17 protein-coding genes are annotated in these 16,288 nt (G+C 68.5%); 11 read left to right on the top strand and 6 right to left on the bottom strand.

The genetic code is table 11. The features are described 5' to 3' along the window. Positions 1–25: 25 nt before the first annotated feature. Positions 26–364 carry a hypothetical protein gene (locus AC4HOU_RS02360; RefSeq protein WP_014351415.1) on the bottom strand — a complete coding sequence of 113 codons (339 nt, stop codon included), beginning with the start codon at positions 362–364 and terminating at the stop codon, positions 26–28. Positions 365–602: 238 nt separating this feature from the next. Here AC4HOU_RS02360 and AC4HOU_RS02355 point away from each other — a divergent pair, with 238 nt between their 5' ends. The 7 genes from AC4HOU_RS02355 to thpD all read left to right on the top strand — a co-directional run bounded on the left by AC4HOU_RS02355 (position 603) and on the right by thpD (position 6,162). After that, positions 603–914: a hypothetical protein gene (locus tag AC4HOU_RS02355; protein WP_014351414.1), complete on the top strand. Its 312-nt coding sequence runs from the start codon at positions 603–605 to the stop codon at positions 912–914. A 155-nt stretch (positions 915–1,069) separates the two neighbouring features. Then, complete coding sequence (locus AC4HOU_RS02350) at positions 1,070–1,780, top strand: response regulator transcription factor (protein WP_163810828.1); 711 nt, start codon at positions 1,070–1,072, stop codon at positions 1,778–1,780. A 23-nt stretch (positions 1,781–1,803) separates the two neighbouring features. Beyond that, complete coding sequence (locus AC4HOU_RS02345) at positions 1,804–2,862, top strand: HAMP domain-containing sensor histidine kinase (RefSeq protein ID WP_194992714.1); 1,059 nt, start codon at positions 1,804–1,806, stop codon at positions 2,860–2,862. Between the two features lie 279 nt (positions 2,863–3,141). Continuing rightward, positions 3,142–3,606, top strand: coding sequence for a diaminobutyrate acetyltransferase (gene ectA, locus AC4HOU_RS02340; protein ID WP_228807129.1), 465 nt, complete (start codon positions 3,142–3,144; stop codon positions 3,604–3,606). Next, complete coding sequence (ectB, locus tag AC4HOU_RS02335) at positions 3,606–4,868, top strand: diaminobutyrate--2-oxoglutarate transaminase (protein WP_163810834.1); 1,263 nt, start codon at positions 3,606–3,608, stop codon at positions 4,866–4,868. Before ectA ends, ectB begins: the two co-directional genes overlap by 1 nt. A gap of 11 nt (positions 4,869–4,879) precedes the next feature. Then, the gene (locus tag AC4HOU_RS02330; protein WP_014351408.1) at positions 4,880–5,275 is read left to right on the top strand and encodes an ectoine synthase; all 396 of its coding nucleotides are present in this window, start codon (positions 4,880–4,882) and stop codon (positions 5,273–5,275) included. 14 nt (positions 5,276–5,289) lie between these two features. Beyond that, positions 5,290–6,162: an ectoine hydroxylase gene (gene thpD / locus AC4HOU_RS02325; RefSeq protein ID WP_175585801.1), complete on the top strand. Its 873-nt coding sequence runs from the start codon at positions 5,290–5,292 to the stop codon at positions 6,160–6,162. Positions 6,163–6,221: 59 nt separating this feature from the next. Here the strand turns inward: thpD and erm are convergent, their stop codons facing one another. From erm to AC4HOU_RS02305, 4 genes are all read right to left on the bottom strand, one after another. Beyond that, entirely contained in the window at positions 6,222–7,037 is an 816-nt protein-coding gene (gene erm / locus AC4HOU_RS02320; protein ID WP_195019516.1) for a 23S ribosomal RNA methyltransferase Erm, read from the bottom strand. A 276-nt stretch (positions 7,038–7,313) separates the two neighbouring features. Beyond that, positions 7,314–8,249: a tetratricopeptide repeat protein gene (locus tag AC4HOU_RS02315; RefSeq protein ID WP_194992937.1), complete on the bottom strand. Its 936-nt coding sequence runs from the start codon at positions 8,247–8,249 to the stop codon at positions 7,314–7,316. A gap of 94 nt (positions 8,250–8,343) precedes the next feature. After that, positions 8,344–10,593: a serine/threonine-protein kinase gene (locus tag AC4HOU_RS02310; protein ID WP_163810841.1), complete on the bottom strand. Its 2,250-nt coding sequence runs from the start codon at positions 10,591–10,593 to the stop codon at positions 8,344–8,346. A gap of 80 nt (positions 10,594–10,673) precedes the next feature. Then, on the bottom strand, positions 10,674–11,093 hold the full coding sequence (locus tag AC4HOU_RS02305) for an ankyrin repeat domain-containing protein (RefSeq protein ID WP_194992637.1): 420 nt from the start codon (positions 11,091–11,093) through the stop codon (positions 10,674–10,676). A 353-nt stretch (positions 11,094–11,446) separates the two neighbouring features. Between AC4HOU_RS02305 and AC4HOU_RS02300 the strand changes: the two genes are divergently transcribed. After that, positions 11,447–11,671, top strand: a complete 225-nt coding sequence (locus tag AC4HOU_RS02300) for a LapA family protein (RefSeq protein ID WP_228807108.1) — start codon at positions 11,447–11,449, stop codon at positions 11,669–11,671. On the opposite strand, the gene AC4HOU_RS02295 is transcribed toward AC4HOU_RS02300, so the two are convergent. Continuing rightward, positions 11,609–12,559, bottom strand: a complete 951-nt coding sequence (locus AC4HOU_RS02295) for an alpha/beta fold hydrolase (protein ID WP_194992636.1) — start codon at positions 12,557–12,559, stop codon at positions 11,609–11,611. The genes AC4HOU_RS02300 and AC4HOU_RS02295 overlap by 63 nt on opposite strands. Between AC4HOU_RS02295 and AC4HOU_RS02290 the strand changes: the two genes are divergently transcribed. The 3 genes from AC4HOU_RS02290 (at position 12,558) to AC4HOU_RS02280 (ending at position 16,199) form a co-directional block, all read left to right on the top strand. Next, complete coding sequence (locus AC4HOU_RS02290) at positions 12,558–12,707, top strand: hypothetical protein (RefSeq protein WP_194992635.1); 150 nt, start codon at positions 12,558–12,560, stop codon at positions 12,705–12,707. The two genes, AC4HOU_RS02295 and AC4HOU_RS02290, sit on opposite strands and share 2 nt — an antisense overlap. A 12-nt stretch (positions 12,708–12,719) precedes the next feature. Continuing rightward, entirely contained in the window at positions 12,720–14,417 is a 1,698-nt protein-coding gene (locus AC4HOU_RS02285) for an alpha/beta hydrolase (RefSeq protein WP_195019515.1), read from the top strand. Positions 14,418–14,537: 120 nt separating this feature from the next. After that, the gene (locus AC4HOU_RS02280) at positions 14,538–16,199 is read left to right on the top strand and encodes an alkaline phosphatase D family protein (protein ID WP_195019514.1); all 1,662 of its coding nucleotides are present in this window, start codon (positions 14,538–14,540) and stop codon (positions 16,197–16,199) included. Positions 16,200–16,288 lie beyond the last annotated feature (89 nt).

The raw sequence follows: 16,288 nt of genomic DNA, 5'->3' as shown, positions 1-16,288 counted from the left end.
CGGCCCGGCGCACGGCGGCAAACGGTCAGTGACCCTGCTGGTCGGTGAGCTTGTGCCCGTGCATCGCCTTCACCCGGCGATGTTCGAGCGCGATAACGGCCACACCGCCGATCAGCAGGACGGCCGCGGCGATACCGCCGACGATCGCCCAGCCCTCATAGCCGTAGCCCGCCGCGGTCAAGGTCAGCGCGACGGCCACCAACCCGAGCGCGCACATCACGATGCCCGGCCAGTTGCGCACGTCCTCCATCGCCTCGCCCGCATGCGCGCGGGTGGTTCGGGTGTCGTCCGGGAAATGATGTTCGGGAACGTGCGGGGAGTCCCGGTGGAAACCCCTGGTCGAATCGTCGGGCCCGGCTGCCATCGCGTTCTCCTTCCGGTCGATGATCCGGGGTGAGTGTCCGGATGGTGACACTGGCCGAGTACCCCGGGTTCGCCGAAACAATCGAGACGCCCGCCACCAGGGCATCGGCGGACAGCTGCCTGTCCGGTGGTTTGTCGCCGAACGGGCCCGGGTATCAAGTCGGCGAGCCGGTGCGATCGTCTCGACGGTTCGCTCATCGGTGACCGCTACGCACGCACCTACCGCGAGGAGGTTCGTCATGAACGGTGGCCCATCGGCCGGTCCGGGACAGACCATGGTCACCACAAACCACGACGTCATCCGTCGCTGGGCCGAGAGGCGCGGCGCCAACCCGGCCACCATGCCCGGCAGCGACTACAACGGACGCGTCGAAGTGTTGCGGTTCGACTTCCCGCGCTACGGCGGCGCGGGATTGCTGCCCGTCGACTGGGACGACTGGTTCGCCACCTTCGACGCACGTCAGCTGTGCTTCCGCTACCAGGAACGACGCCCCGACGGCAGCCCCAGCAACTTCTTCCGGCTGGAGCGTCCCGACCGACCAGTTCGGTGAGCGATCTCACTCGAGGTTTAGCAATCGGGCATACAGGGCACTACTGTTACCGGAAAGTTGCTCGAGAAAAGCTGAAAAGCGGAACATCGCGTCGGTCTGGGGATGCGAACCTCCGCGCCGCGATGCGCTCCGCGTATCTGCAAAGGATTTGAATATTGAGCGCGAGCCTGATGATCGTGGAAGACGACGACAGGGTCCGAGGCGCACTGCGCCTGGCCATGGAGGACGAGGGCTACGACGTCGAAGAAGCCGAGGAGGCCGAGGACGCGCTCAACCATCTGCGCAGCAACGGCGTACCCGATGTGATGATCGTCGACCTGATGCTCGGCGGCATGGACGGGTTCACCTGCATCCGTGAGATCCGCCGCGACCACGACGTGCCCATCATCGTGGTCAGCGCCCGCGACGACACCCATGACGTGGTGGCGGCGCTGGAGGCCGGCGCCGACGACTTCGTCACCAAGCCCTTCGAGATCAAGGAGATCACCGCCCGGATGCGGGCGCTGCGTCGCCGCGCCCAGCTCTCGGCCGAGCGGGAAGCGCCGGTCGAAGTGGTGCTGGACGCCGATCCCGACGCGCCGCTGATCCTCGCCCCCGACGGTGGCGCGGTCCGCCGCGGCGACGAGGAGATCGCGCTGACGCTGACCGAGTTCCGCCTGCTGTGCGAGCTGGCCGAGGTGCCCGGCCGGGTGCTGAGCCGATCGGTGCTGCTCGAGCGGGTCTGGGACCGTGGTTTCTTCGGTGACGAGCGCATCGTCGATGTGCATATGCGCCGGCTGCGCACCAAGATCGAACGCGATCCGTCCGACCCGCGGATCGTGGTCACCGTGCGTGGCCTCGGTTACCGGCTCGACGTGCAACGCTGAGCGGGCCGCCCATCTCAGCGTCGATGACGAACGCCGAACGCGTCCGCACCCGGCTCGACCCTGGCGTGTGGAGCCTCCGCGGCCGGGTCACCATCGCCTTCGCGGCGACCTCGGGCCTGATGTCGCTCGCCCTGGTGCTGCTGGTCTTCGCCCGGTTGGGCGACGACGGCGTCACCCTCGGCGAGCGGGTCGTCAACCGCCCGGTGCTGGTGATCTGCTGCGCGCTGGTGGCCGCGATGCTCGGCGCCGCGGTCGGGATCTGGGTCGGGCGCCGCGTACTGCGACCACTGCGTGATGTCGCCGAGGCGGCAGCCAAGATCGCCTCCGGTGATCTCGGCATCCGCCTGCCCGACACCCACGACCAGGACCTGGCCAGCACCGTGGACTCGTTCAACCGGATGGTCGATTCGCTGCAACGGCGCATCGACCGCGAACACCGGCTGTTCGGCGACGTCAGCCATGAGCTGCGGACCCCGCTGACCACCCTCACCGCCAGCGTGGAGGTGTTGAACAGGCACCGCGACGATCTGCCCGAACGTTCGCGCAGGGCTTTGGCCCTGGTCACCGCCGAGGTCGATCACCTGCGACGGCTGCTCGACGACCTTCTGGCGCTGGCACGGGTCGAGGCGGGCATGCATCACGGTGACGCCGACCCGCTGTCGGTGGCCGAGTTGCTCACCCACACCCTGCGTGGCAGCAGGCACCCGGTGGAGCTACTGACGGTCACCGAGGACGTCATCGTCCGCGGCCGCAAACTCGAACTCGAGCGCGCGGTGGTGAACCTGCTGGAGAACGCCGATCGGCACGGCGGGGGAGTGGTCGCGGTCACCGTGCACCGCGAGGGCTGCGACGCGGTCATTGCCGTCGATGACGCGGGCCCCGGCGTGCCACCGGCCGACCGCGATCGCATCTTCGAACGGTTCGCCACCGCGCGCACCAGCCGCCGCAAGGCCGACGGCGGTACCGGTATCGGACTGGCACTGGTGGCCGAAACGGTCGCCACCCACAAGGGCACGGTGGCATGCGGCGCCCGCCCCGGCGGCGGCGCCCGATTCACCATTCGCTTGCCCGCCATCGAGTGAATTGAAACGTGAGGTATATCCCGAAATTGCGGAGTTCATGAACGGCGTCACACGGCCGTAACACAATCGTAAAGTCCTCGACCAGGTCAGCTCAAAGTTCATTCGTAAGCCTGGGAAAGTACTGAACATCGACCTCGGAGTTGTATGTCAACGCAAGCTTTGCCCACACAGACCGACGACCCAGCGCGCGTCGATTCCGCGGCGACCCGCTCCGGATCGCACCGGCAGCCCGCCGGCGCCCCGGTTCTGCGGACCCCGGAAATTCGCGACGGGGCGCGCATGTGGGGTATCGCGAAGGATTCGCAGGTGCTGGACACCAATTCCAGCTACGCGTATCTGCTGTGGTGCCGCGATTTCGCCGCCACCTCGGTGGTCGCCGAGGTGGACGGTCGGGTCGTCGGCTTCGTGATCGGGTATCTGCGCCCGGAGTCCCCGCGTACCGTGTTCGTCTGGCAGGTCGCCGTCGATCATGATCAGCGTGGCCGCGGACTCGGCGTCGCGATGCTGGATCGCTTGGTGGACAACCTGATCGACGCCGGCGGACACGGCGTCGACGCCCTGGAGACGACCGTCTCACCGGACAACCCGGCCTCCATCGCGATGTTCGCCGCACTGGCGCGGCGCCGCGGCGCGGAGATGACCAAGACCGAGTTGTTCACTCCCGGCGATTTTCCCGACAGCCATATCGCCGAGGACCTGTACCGAATCGCACCGATCGCCCGTAAAACTGAAAGGGATCTATGATGATCACCGCTGACACGACGATCTTCGACGCACTGGAATCGAATGTGCGTGGCTACTGCCGCTCCTGGCCCACGGTTTTCGAAACCGCGAAAGGTGCCTGGCTGCGTGACGAAGAAGGCAAGGATTTTCTCGATTTCTTCGCCGGCGCCGGCGCCCTGAACTACGGGCACAACAATCCCATCCTCAAGAAAGCCCTGATCGATTACATCGCCTCCGACGGCGTGACCCACGGGCTCGATATGTCCACCGTCGCCAAGCGGAAACTGCTGGAAACCGTGCGTGACACGCTGCTGGCTCCGCGCGGACTGGACTACAAGGTGCAGTTCCCCGGACCGACGGGCGCCAATGCCGTCGAGGCCGCGTTGAAGCTGGCCCGCAAGGTCACCGGCCGTCAGACCGTGCTCAGCTTCACCAACGCTTTCCACGGCATGACCCTCGGCGCGCTGTCGGTGACCGGTAACGCCGCCAAGCGCGCGGGTGCGGGCGTGCCGCTCAACCACGCCACCCCCATGCCCTACGACGGCTACTTCGACGGCACCACCGCCGATTTCCAGTGGATGGAGCGGGTGCTCGACGACTCGTCCTCGGGCTTCGACCGGCCCGCGGCGGTCATCGTGGAGACCGTGCAGGGCGAAGGCGGCGTGAATCTGGCGCGGGCGGAGTGGCTGCGGCACCTGGCCAGCCTGTGCGAGGCGCGCGGCATCCTGCTCATCGTCGACGATGTGCAGATGGGTTGCGGGCGCACCGGCCCGTTCTTCTCCTTCGAATCGGCGGGCATCACCCCCGATATCGTCACGCTGTCCAAGTCGATCGGCGGTTACGGCCTGCCGATGGCGCTGGTGCTGTTCAAGCCCGAACACGACGTCTGGGCCCCCGGCGAGCACAACGGCACCTTCCGCGGCAACAACCCCTCCTTCGTGACCGCCCAGGTGGCGCTGGAGCACTACTGGTCCGATGGCGCGCTGCAAGCCGCCACCGAGGCCAAGGGCGAGCAGATCGCCCAGGCCTTCGGCGCGATCAGCGAGGGCCTGCCGGGCATTTCGACGCGCGGCCGTGGCCTCGTGCACGGCCTCGTCTTCGACGACGCCTCGCAGGCGGGCAAGGTCTGCCAGGTCGCCTTCGAACGCGGTCTGCTGGCCGAGACCTCCGGCGCCTCCGACGAGGTCGTGAAGCTCCTGCCCCCCTTGACCATCACCGAGGACGAGCTCGACCATGGATTGCAGATCTTGACCGGCGCAGTCCACACCGTCTGCGGCGCCTGAGGAGGCCAACCATGATCGTGCGTACCACCGAAGAAATCACCGGAACCGACCGTGATGTGGCCGGCACCGGCTGGCGCAGCAAGCGGATCGTGCTCGGCGGCGACCGGGTGGGGTTCTCCTTCCACGAGACCACCATCGAGGCAGGCACCACCCACGTCTTCCACTACCAGAACCACGTCGAAGCGGTCTGGCTGGTCGAGGGCGAGGGCACGCTGACCGATCTGACCAACAATCAGACCTACGAACTGGGCCCCGGTTCGATGTATCTGCTCGACGGCCATGAAAAGCACCAGCTCGAGGTGCGTACCCGGATGCGCATGATGTGCGTGTTCAATCCGCCGGTCACCGGGCAGGAGGTTCACGACGAGAACGGCGTCTATCCGTTGGTCGCCGTTCCGGCCAGCTGAGAAAGGACGCGACGTTGGCACATAATCGGATCGATCACTACCCGACCCGCACCCCGGAACCGGCGCCGCACCTCGAGCGCCACGACGCGACGGTGTGGGGTCGAATCGAGGCACCCGAGCTCGCCGGATTCGACACCGACGGGTACACGATCCTGGACCAGTTGATCTCCCCGGAGGAAGTCGCGCGCTTCGCCCGGGAGATCGACCGGCTCGCCGGCGATCCCGCACTGCGCGGCGACGAGCGGGTGATCGTGGAGAAATCCTCGAATCAGGTGCGGTCGGTGTTCGAGGTGCACCGGCTCAGTTCCGCGATCGCGGAACTGGCGGCCGAGCCGCGGGTCGCGGGCCTGGCCCGGCAGATCCTCGGGTCGGAGGTCTACCTGCATCAGAGCCGGGTGAACTACCTGCCCGGCTTCGGCGGGACGGGCTTCTACTGGCACTCCGATTTCGAGACCTGGCACGCCGAAGACGGCATGCCGTCACCGCGTGCGGTCAGCATCTCCATCGCGCTGACCGACAACTACCCGTTCAACGGCAGCCTGATGGTGATGCCGGGTTCGCACCGCACCTTCGTGCCGTGCCAAGGAGCGACGCCGGCCGACCACTATCGGGAATCGTTGCGGGAGCAGCAGATCGGGGTCCCGTCCCAGGCCGATATCGAGGACTTGGCGCACAAGTACGGTATCGCGCAGTTCACCGGGCGGGCCGGGTCGGCGCTGGTGTTCGATTCGAACATCATGCACGGGTCGGCCAACAACATCACGCCGTTCCCACGTTCGAACATCTTCCTGGTGTTCAACAGCGTGGAGAACACCCTGGAGGAGCCGTTCGCGGCTCCGGCGCGGCGCCCGACCTACATCGCCAGCCGCGATTTCACGCCGATCTGAGCCAACGGTCGCGTCCTGACGGCGGCGGGAAGGCGATCCCTTCCCGCCGCCGCCGCGTGTCAGCGCGCGTGTGCGGGCAGTCGGCGCAACTGCTGGTACAGGGTGATCCAGCTGTCCGGGTGCACCAGCCCGACCGGTTCGTCGGTCTCGATTCCCGCCGCGGCGCAGGCCTTGCGGACCGCGGTGGCGTGGTAGTGCCGGCGTAGCGAGGCCGCCAGCGATCCGCCGACGCCGGAGAAGCCGAGTTCGACCATCGTGCGATAGCCGGCGGTTTCCGGTCGGGTCAGCAGCGGCTGCGGGCGCCGCGCGAGGCGCAACACCGCGGCATCGACCCGGGGGACCGGCTCGAAGCTGCTGCGACGGACGTGCGGGCCGAGCGTCATCGTCGTCGCGGGCCAGTGGGCGACGGTGAGTTTGCTCCACCGGCCGTAATCGCCGGAGTGCTTACGCGCGAACTCCCGTTGGGTGAGCAGCGTCGCCGAGGTGAGCCGCTCGGCGTCCAGGCACCAGCGCAGGATGTCGGTGCTGATGCCGAACGGAATATTGGCGACCACCGCGAAAGGCCGATCCGGTGCGCTCGCGCGGCGGAAGTCGTTGTGGATCACCCGGATTCGCGGATCGCCCGCGTATCGGGCATGCAGCCGCCGCGCGTAATAGCGGTCCTTTTCGTAGGCGATCACTCGATACCCGTGATCGAGTAGCTGACGGGTCAGCATGCCGTCACCGGCGCCGATCTCGAGCACCGTATCGCCTGCGCGGACGCGGGCCGCGCGGACGACGGCCTGCGCGGCCCGCGCGTCGACGAGAAAATTCTGCGACAGCTGCTTGCGCGTGCTGGTGCCCCTGGCATGCGAGGGGAAACGTGTGCGGGACATGGGAGTCCTCCGAATGGAGTGGACGAATCGGAACGCGTGATTCGCCCGGACCCATGCCGGGGCACGTGGAGACGACGGTTACCAGAACCGCGGGTGAGTGTTCGCTGGGATCGGCGGTCTGGTCAGCGCGCGATGCGGTGCACCGGCAGAGCCCGGGCCACCGTGCGCAGGCGGATGAAGTACACGGCCGCGCACGCCGCGTGCCGACATGTGATGCCACTCATGACGGCCACCGTAGACGTGCGTTCCATGCCACGTCCACCGAATTCCCGGCGTTCACACCGCGCGCCGGGACAGCGATTCCGCGACGGTCTTCGCGGTGATCGCACGGGTGCGCCACAACTGAGCCTCGGTGCCGGCGCCGCGCCGTTGCAGCAGTTCGGCCAGCCCCGCCATCGCGCGCACGCCCCGTTGCTCGGCGGCGATGCGCCAGTACCGTTCGGCCTCGTCGAACTCACCCTGGCGGTACCGCACCACGCCGAGGTCATAGGCGGCCGGTCCGTGCCCGCCCGCCGCCGCCTGCGACCACAGCTCGCACGCCTGCTCCTCCTCGCCACGGGCGAACATGGCGACGCCGAGGTCGTAGAGCGCGCTGCGATAGTCGCGTTCGCCGGGCGCATCGGCCTCGGCGTTCGGTGCGGATGTGCGGCTCTTCGCGCCGCCGACGGCCGGCAGCGGAGTGGTGTCGGCGGGTGCGGCGCTCACCTCGACGACCAGGTCGGCGAAATGCGGTGGGCCCGCACCCAGGCTGCACCACAACACGATGCGCCCGCCCGCCGCGCGCTCGACGACGATGCCGTAATTGCCGGACCAGGACCTGGCGGCACCGTCGGTATCGCGCCAGACCGGCGTCAGCGAATACAGGGCGCCCCGGCGCGCGGCCGACAACTCGACGGAGATGCCGCGTTCGAGGGCGTCGCGCCAGACGTCGACCCCCGCCAGCGTGCGCCGGTCGACGCCGACATAGCCGTCGACCATGGACAGCCCGACGCCGAGCCCGCGCACGCCCGGCGGCGGGGTCGCCGACAGCAAGGTCAGCGTGAGGGTGGTGGCCGAACCGGTGAGCTGTTCGGTGTACATCGGATACACCATGCTGCCCTGCCAGCTGATCGGGTCGGCGCTGCGATACCGGGCGGCCAGGGGTAGTTCGGGTCCGGCGAGTGAGGGTGTGCCGGTCGCCGGTGCGACCGTCGACGTAACCGGTTCGATCATGCCTAGCCCCGCCTTTCCCCGATACCCGATCACCGCGCTCGACCCCGCGCGGCGGCTATACCGTACTCGCCGACGCCCGCGATTTCGCGGCGTTTCAGTGCGTGACGATGCGTTCGAGTGCCGCCAGATCCCGCTCCAGCATCCGGAACAACCAGTACACGCCGACGAAGGCCAGCGCCCCGCCGAAACACAGCACCCGCAGCGGCACGATCACCGCGTCGATATCGGCGGACGGGATGAAGGTCACCCCGGCCGCGCCGAGCAGCGGCACCGCGGCGGCGACGGTCAGGAAATAGGTGCTGCGCCGGTCCAGCGCGCGCAGCTGCCTGCTGTCGTCGGCGCCGAGCCCGCCCAACGGGAGGAACGCCGGATACAGGCAGCGCACCGCGTAGAAACTCACCAGGAAGTACGGGTATGCCATGGCGATGGCGCCGCAGACGATCTGGGTGAGGAAGAAATGCGCCGACGATTCGGCGCTGATCCGACTGCCCGACAGCTGCACCGAGACCGGCACCGCGATACCGGTGATCACCCACAGCACGAAGCAGGTGAGCACATTGCGGCTGGCCAATTGCAGCGTGTCCGAGCGGGCCCGCGCCAGCGCCGCCGCGTCGTAGACCTTGCCGTGGCGCAACCCGTACATGATCAGCCACAGATGCATCACCAGCGCGATGGTCACGATCGCCCCGATCAGGAAGCCGACGCCGTAGCTGGTCCAGGCGACACGATCGAAGGTGCGTTGCGCGTCCGCGTCGAGTTTGCTGATGATCAGGGTCCGGTTGTGGTTGTAGCTGTAGAGGATCGCCAGCAGGTTGGGCACCGCGATCGCCAGCGCCATGATCGGATGCACCCAGCTGCGGGCCCGTAACCGAGCGCTGCCCGGAGGCGGGTCCACCAGATCGCGGGCGCGCGCGTCCAGGCAGACCTGCAATTGCTGGGCCATATCGGCGCCGCGTTCCCAGCGTGCGGCCGGATCCGGCTCGAGTGCGCGCACCAACGCGCGTCGCAGGGCAGCGGGCGTGCCGGGCGGCAGGTCCTGGTAGGGCAGGTCCTGTGGGCTGTGCGCGCGCCGGTCCAGCATGGAGTCGAGGGCGGTGCGATCGCCGCCGACGGCGTTCTCCTCGCCGAAGGGTTTGCGCCCGGTGAGCAATTCCCACAGCACCACGGCCAGCGAGTACAGGTCGCTGCGGGTGTCGAGGTCGGCGGCGGCGGTGGGCCGGTCCGGATGCACCACCGACAGCTGTTCGGGCGACATGTAGGCCAGCGAGCCGCCGAAGTAGGCGACCGGACTGTCACCGGAGACATTGCCGCTGAAGCTGATATTGAAATCGGCCAGCTTCGGCACACCCTCCGCGGTGAGCAGCACATTGGCCGGTTTGACGTCGCGGTGCAGCACACCGACCCCGCCGGCGTAGTCCAGCGCCTGGGCGAGCCTGCGCCCCAGCCAGGCCACCGTCTCCGGCCAGGACAGCTTCGCGAGTTCGGCACGCACGGGTGATTCGGCAGGCTGGATCTCGCCATTGCCCGCGAGCACGGCGTCGATGACATCGAGCAGCAGCTGCCCGCTGCGCTGCGCCGCCGGTGTGTTGCGTACCCGCTCCAGCACGGTGAGCAGGGTGCCGCCGGGCACGTACTGCATGTAGAGCAGTCGCAACCCTGGACCGTCGATCACGCGCTGATCGAAGACACGCACGATGTAGTCGTGGTCGAGCTGGGCCAGCGTCTGCGGCTCGGTGCCCTTGTCGCGGGAGATCTTCACCGCCACCAGCCGCTGCATGGACCGCTGCCGAGCCAGGAAGACGCGGGCGAACGCGCCTCTCCCGAGGCTGGTCATCAGGTCGAAGTCGTCGATGCGCTGACCCACCTCCAGCTCGTCCAGATTCGCCGGCTCGGCCCGGCCGCCGAGCAGGGTGCTGTGATAGTCCTCGGTGGTGAGCAGTTGCGAAAGTTGTTCGGCCTGTTCGGGATAGGCGGCGGTGTACTCGCCGACGTCGACGGAGCTGCCCGAACGGCGGCGGATATGGAACTCCTCGTAGATCAGGTCCGGCGGCAGCGGCCAGGTGCGCAGCTCGGGTAGTTCGTCGACGTATTCGGCCAGCCGTTTCGGTGCGGTGCCGCGCTGCCAGCGGTTGGCCAGATCGATCTTGATCAGTTCGATCAGCGAGACCCGCCGGATCGCGGGCGCGTCGGGGAGATAGTTGCGCAGCTCCGGCGGGCTGTCGCCTTCTTGCCACGCCTGGGCGAATCGTTCGACGACCTCGGCGACCTGGTTGCCACGCGATGCCTCCGGCGACCGGTCGGACTGGACGGTCACCCCGGAGGCAGGCGGGGCGGAGTGCGCCATGTGCGCATCGTAACGCCGTCAGCGGTGGCGCGTCGGCTTCTTTCCTGGTCGCGTCGGCGTGGTCGTGACCGGTGCGGTCCTCAGCCGAAGAGCTCGACCAGCTCGGTCTTGCCGAACATGGTCGCGGCCTCGCGCGCCGATGGGGTGCCCGCGTCCGGATCGGCGCCGGCCGCCAGCAGATCGCGCACGATCTCGTTCTCGCCCTTGAACACCACCCCGGCCAGCGGGGTCTGGCCGCGGTCGTTGGCGCGGTCGGGGTCGGCCCCGCGCGCCAACAGCACCCCGACCGCCGCGCGGTGACCGTGGTAGGCGGCGAGCATGAGCAAGGTGTCGCCGCGCTCGTTGGTGAGGTTCACCGGCACACCCGCATCGAGGTAGGCGGCCAGCTGATCGGCGGCGCCGGTGCGCGCAAGAGCGAAGACCGCGGTGGCCAGTTCGACCAGTTCGGGGTCGATCCCGGGATCGCCGGAATCGGGGGCAGAGCCGTTGTCGGCAGTCATCGTTCCATTACTACCAGCCGGGCGGCCACCGCCGGGCGTCACTGGATGATCGCGCAGCCCTCTCCGGCGGATATCGAGCAGACCAGCCAGGACAGCGCCATCAGGAGGGCTTCGACCGGGTTGGACGGGACGACGGTCGGATGAACCATGGCAGAACCTCTCAGGTGTCGGCACGAATCGCAGCGGCCCCCCACTGGTTACAGCGGCCGGGTCCCGGCACCCGTTACACCAGTGGCAGGGGTGTTGACGGCAGCCCGGCCCCCCCGCGACCGCGCACGGGTCGTTACCGGGTTCGGCGGGTGTGCAGCGGCCATACTGAGGCGCAAAGCCCTGTCGGGTAGATGGGAGTGGCCATGAACACCTCCGAGAAGCGCTCGATCCTGCAGCGGATATCACCCACCCAGTGGCTGGCGCTGGTGCTGACGATCCTCGCCGTCATCTTCATCTTGCAGAACCGCGGCAAGGTGTCGATCGACATTCTGGCCATCACCATCACCTCACCCATGTGGGTGGCGCTACTGGCCATCTTCCTGGTCGGCTGGGCCGCCGGAGTGCTGACCATGCGCCGACGTCGCTGAGGCGGCGGCGATGTGGTCGACGATGGCGGCCAGCACCGCGTCGGGGGCCTCGATATGCGGCCAGTGCGCGATGGCGTCGGGCAGCATCACCACATCGGGATCCGGGATCACCTCGCGGTAGCGCTCGGCCATATGCCTGCCCGAATTCGGGTCGGCGGGACCGTTGATCAACCGCATCGGCACCGAGGTCGCGCGCATGGCGCGCACCCAGCGGTTGCGGTAGGTGAGCCGATCGCGCACGAACCGGCCGACCAGATGGGTGACGCGGGCGCCGTCGTTGTAGTTCATGATCTGGTCGAACTGCTCGAGCAGCCGCGGGCTCGGTTTGGTGGCCGGGCCGAACATCTCATCGATCGACCGGGCCAGCATCGGCTTGGACAGCAGCAGCTTGTGGAATCGGCCCGCCACGTCACCGAGCGGTGTCGAGAGCAGCTGCTGGACCAGGCGCGGACGGTAGGACTCGATGAAGAGCCCGCCGTTGAGCCAGGTCAGTGAGCGCAGCCGATAGGGCGTCATCGACTGCGTGGAACTTTCGTGCCGGGCCAGCATTTCCTGGGCCACCGACACCCCGAGATCGTGTGCGACGACATGGCACTCGGTGACGCCCACGTGCGCGAGCAGCGCTTCGTGCATATCGGCATGCGCCGGGACCGAGTAATCGGCGGCCACCGGCTTGGCGGAAAATCCCATACCGAGCATGTCGGGGGCGATCACGGTGTATCGCTCGGTGAGGCGATCCCACAGCGGGGCCCAGTCCCAGGAGTTGAACGGGTAGCCGTGGACAAGGAGCAGAAATGGTCCGCTGCCCGCGACCCGGTAGAACACGTCGAAGCCGAGGAAGTCGAAATACTGTCCGCCGTCTTTCCATTCGCGCAGTTCCGCGTCCATGACTCCACCCTCGTCGCCGGATGACGCGGCCGCCGCGCCGTGCACCTGCGATGCCGACCTGACGGCGGCGAGCGCCGATGTGCGCACCTTGCGCGCCGAGCTGAACCATACTGTGGTCGAACTGTCGGCGGGTGTCGACTCTGGGTGAACGAGGTGCGCAGTGGCGACGACAACGACCCCGGCGACGCAGGACACGGCGGACTCCGAGCAGCCGCAAGGGCCGGAGAAACGGCGTGGGTGGCTACGGCTCGAGTTCGGTGGCCTGGTGGGTGCGCTGGTTCTGATCTGGCTGTCGCTGACACCCTCGCTGCTGCCGCGCGACGCGCTGTTCCAGGGTGTGGTCACCGGGGCAGGCGCCGCTGTCGGCTACGGGCTCGGCGTGCTGGTGGCGGCGATCATTCGCTGGATGGTGCATCGTGAGCAACCGCGTCCCACCCGGGCGGTGACCTGGTGGATGCTGGCGGGCATCGCCGTGGTGGGCACGGTGCTCATGCTGATCTGGTTCGCGGGCTGGCAGCACGAATTGCGTAGCCTCATGGGCGTTTCCGGGCTGTCGTTCTGGTCGTATCCGATCATCCTGGTGGTCGCGGTGGTGGTGTTCGCTCTCCTGGTGGCGGTGGTGCGCGGGCTGATCGCGGTGACGACATGGGTGGCGCGACTGCTGACCACGGTGCTGCCCGCCCGCGTCGCGGTCGTGGCAGGCGGCGTGCTGGTGGCCCTCGCCCTGGTGGCCGTACTCGACGGCGTGGTCGCCAACGGCGCGATGTCGGTGCTCAACAACACCTTCGCCGCCGTCAACCAGGAGACCGACGCCGACAACCCGGCGACCACCGTGCCAGAGCGCTCCGGCGGCCCGGGCTCGCTGGTGACCTGGGATTCCCTGGGCAGGCAGGGCCGCATCTTCGTCGGGAACGGGCCGACGGTCGGGCAGCTCTCGGAGTTCAACGGCCGTCCGGCGATGATGCCCATCCGGGCCTACACCGGGCTCGCCTCGGCCGACACCGTGCGGGCCGAGGCGGAATTGGCCGTGGCCGAACTCGATCGCGCCGGCGGCTTCGACCGCGCCGTCATCGGTGTCGCCACCACCACCGGCACCGGCTGGCTCAATCCGTCCACCGCCTCGGCGCTCGAATATCTGTACAACGGCGACACCGCGCTGGTGAGCATGCAGTACTCGTATCTGCCGAGCTGGCTGTCGTTCCTGGTGGATCAGGAGCGGGCGCGGCAGGCCGGGCAGGCGCTGTTCGAGGCGGTCTACGCCCGGTGGTCGGCCATGCCGGAGGACGATCGACCGAAGCTGGTGGTGTTCGGCGAGAGCCTCGGCTCCTTCGGCGGTGAAGCGGCGTTCTCCGGCATCCAGGATCTGACCTCGCGCACCGACGGCGCGCTGTTCGTCGGTCCGACGTTCGACAACGTCATCTGGGCAGACCTGACCGCGCGCCGCGATCCCGGCACGCCGCAGGTGCTGCCGATCTTCCAGGACGGCCGCGCGGTGCGGTTCGTAGCCGGGCCCGATGACCTGGAACGACCCACCCCGGACTGGCCGGGGCCGCGAGTGGTGTACCTGCAGCACGGCTCCGACCCCATCACCTGGTGGACGCCGGGGCTTGCCCTGCACGAACCGGACTGGCTCCGTGAACCCCGGGCCGACGACGTCCTCGACAGCACCCGCTGGATCCCGATCCTCACCTTCCTCCAGGTGTCGGCCGATATGGCGGTCTCCACCAACGTGCCCGACGGGTACGGCCACACCTTCCACGCCGCCATCGCCGACTCGTGGGCCGCGATCCTGCCACCGCCGGGCTGGACACCGGCCGACACCGAACGCCTGCGCGCGGTGCTGACCGGCGCCAACTGACGACCGCTCCGATATCGATGCTCGCCGGCGAACGCCTCGACGACGAATGTTCGCCCGATGTCATCGCCGGCTTCACCGCACGGGTGAGTGGCTGTCGATCTGGCGCCCCCACCATGAACCATGGGCCTGTCGCGTCGGCAGCTGTTGCGGTTCGGTGGCGTGGCCTCGGCCGCCGCGCTGGCGGGAAGTTGCGCGGTCTCCGGCGCCCGGTTCCGGGCCCCACGCTGGACCGGTGACCCCTTCACTCTCGGCGTCGCCTCCGGCGAGCCGACCTCGGACGGGGTGGTGCTGTGGACTCGGCTGGCACCGGATCCATTCGCCGCCGACGGGCTCGGCGGCATGCCGGCGCATCCGGTGACCGTCGACTACGAAATCGCCGACGACGAGCACTTCCGGAAGGTGGTGCGGCGCGGCTCGGTGGTGGCCGATCGCGCGCTCGGGCACAGTGTGCACCCCGAGATCGGCGGTCTGGAACCGCAGCGCGGGTACTACTACCGCTTCCGCGCGGGGTCGGCGCTGTCACCGGTGGGCCGCACCCGCACCGCGCCCCGCCCGGGGACGGGGTCGCGGCTGCGTTTCGCCTACGCCTCCTGTCAGGCCTGGAACGACGGCCACTACACCGCTTACCGGCATCTGGCCGATGAGGACCTCGATCTGGTGGTGCATCTGGGCGATTACATCTACGAATATCCGCTGACGGGCCGCCGGCGCGGCATCCGGGTGCCCTCACCGCTGCGGCACGAGGCCCGCGATCTGGCCGGCTACCGCTTGCATTACGCATGGTTCAAATCCGATGAGCCGCTGCGCCGCGCCCATGCGGCCTTCCCGTGGCTGGTCACCATGGACGATCATGAGGTCGACGACGATTGGGCCGCCGACGCCGCCGCGTCGACGATCGACCTCGACGCACTGCGGACGGTATTCCTGCGCCGTCGCGCGGCGGCTTTCCAGGCGATGTACGAACATCAGCCGCTACGGTTGGCGCAGCTACCGTCGGGTCCGAATATGCGCCTGCACCGGCGCTACCGCTTCGGCGACCTCGCCGAGATCACGCTGCTCGACACACGCCAATACCGCACCCGGCAGGCCTGCGGCGGCGAGATCGTCAGCGAATGCGCCTCGGCCACCGGTGTCGACCGCACCATTCTCGGTGGCGCACAACGACAGTGGCTGCTCAACGGCTTCGCGCACTCGCCCGCACGCTGGCAGATTCTCGGCAATCAGGTGGTGATGGGCCGTACCGACCACGATCCCGGCCCGCGGACGGCGATCTCCACCGACGCATGGGACGGCTACGCGAGCGAACGCGCGGCGATACTCGGTGCCGCCGCCGACCGCTCGGTGCGCAACCTGGTGGTGCTCACCGGCGACCGGCACGAGAACTACGCCGCCGAGCTGCGCCGCGATCCCGGCGATGCCGAATCCGCGGTGGTGGCCGCCGAATTCACCGGAACCTCGATCTCCAGCGGTGGCGACGGTGTCGACCTGCCCGGCCGCGGCCGCGAGCTGCTGGCGGCCAATCCCGACCTGAAGTTCTACAACAGCCAACGCGGCTATGTCCGGGTGGAGGTGGATGAGCGGCTGTGGCGCACCGACTTCCGCGTGGTGCCCTATGTCGAACGGCCCGGCGCACCCATCCACACCAGGGCGAGTTTCGTGGTCGAGGATGGTATGCCCGGCGTACTGGAGGCGTCGCGGTGGGAACGGCCCGACACCGTCGTGCGGGCGGATCGGATCGAGCATGCCGCCGCACCACCGGTCGACTCGGATGACAACCGATGAACCCGGCGGTGTCGATAGCCCAGCACGGCGGTCGGCCGCTGTCGGCCGGTGCCGGGCGCCGGCGCGGCACATGCTCGGCGAGGGATCGC

Source organism: Nocardia sp. JCM 38205, from assembly GCF_058222935.1.
This window is presented reverse-complemented; position numbering and strand designations above follow the sequence as displayed.

Bases quoted from the DNA above. Each gene is read 5' to 3' on its own strand.
- AC4HOU_RS02360 (WP_014351415.1), bottom strand. From the start codon at position 364: ATGGCAGCCGGGCCCGACGATTCGACCAGGGGTTTCCACCGGGACTCC.
- AC4HOU_RS02355 (WP_014351414.1), top strand. From the start codon at position 603: ATGAACGGTGGCCCATCGGCCGGTCCGGGACAGACCATGGTCACCACA.
- AC4HOU_RS02345 (WP_194992714.1), top strand. From the start codon at position 1,804: ATGACGAACGCCGAACGCGTCCGCACCCGGCTCGACCCTGGCGTGTGG.
- ectA (WP_228807129.1), top strand. From the start codon at position 3,142: ATGTGGGGTATCGCGAAGGATTCGCAGGTGCTGGACACCAATTCCAGC.
- ectB (WP_163810834.1), top strand. From the start codon at position 3,606: ATGATCACCGCTGACACGACGATCTTCGACGCACTGGAATCGAATGTG.
- AC4HOU_RS02330 (WP_014351408.1), top strand. From the start codon at position 4,880: ATGATCGTGCGTACCACCGAAGAAATCACCGGAACCGACCGTGATGTG.
- erm (WP_195019516.1), bottom strand. From the start codon at position 7,037: ATGTCCCGCACACGTTTCCCCTCGCATGCCAGGGGCACCAGCACGCGC.
- AC4HOU_RS02315 (WP_194992937.1), bottom strand. From the start codon at position 8,249: ATGATCGAACCGGTTACGTCGACGGTCGCACCGGCGACCGGCACACCC.
- AC4HOU_RS02310 (WP_163810841.1), bottom strand. From the start codon at position 10,593: ATGGCGCACTCCGCCCCGCCTGCCTCCGGGGTGACCGTCCAGTCCGAC.
- AC4HOU_RS02305 (WP_194992637.1), bottom strand. From the start codon at position 11,093: ATGACTGCCGACAACGGCTCTGCCCCCGATTCCGGCGATCCCGGGATC.
- AC4HOU_RS02300 (WP_228807108.1), top strand. From the start codon at position 11,447: ATGAACACCTCCGAGAAGCGCTCGATCCTGCAGCGGATATCACCCACC.
- AC4HOU_RS02290 (WP_194992635.1), top strand. From the start codon at position 12,558: ATGACTCCACCCTCGTCGCCGGATGACGCGGCCGCCGCGCCGTGCACC.
- AC4HOU_RS02295 (WP_194992636.1), bottom strand. From the start codon at position 12,559: ATGGACGCGGAACTGCGCGAATGGAAAGACGGCGGACAGTATTTCGAC.
- AC4HOU_RS02280 (WP_195019514.1), top strand. From the start codon at position 14,538: ATGGGCCTGTCGCGTCGGCAGCTGTTGCGGTTCGGTGGCGTGGCCTCG.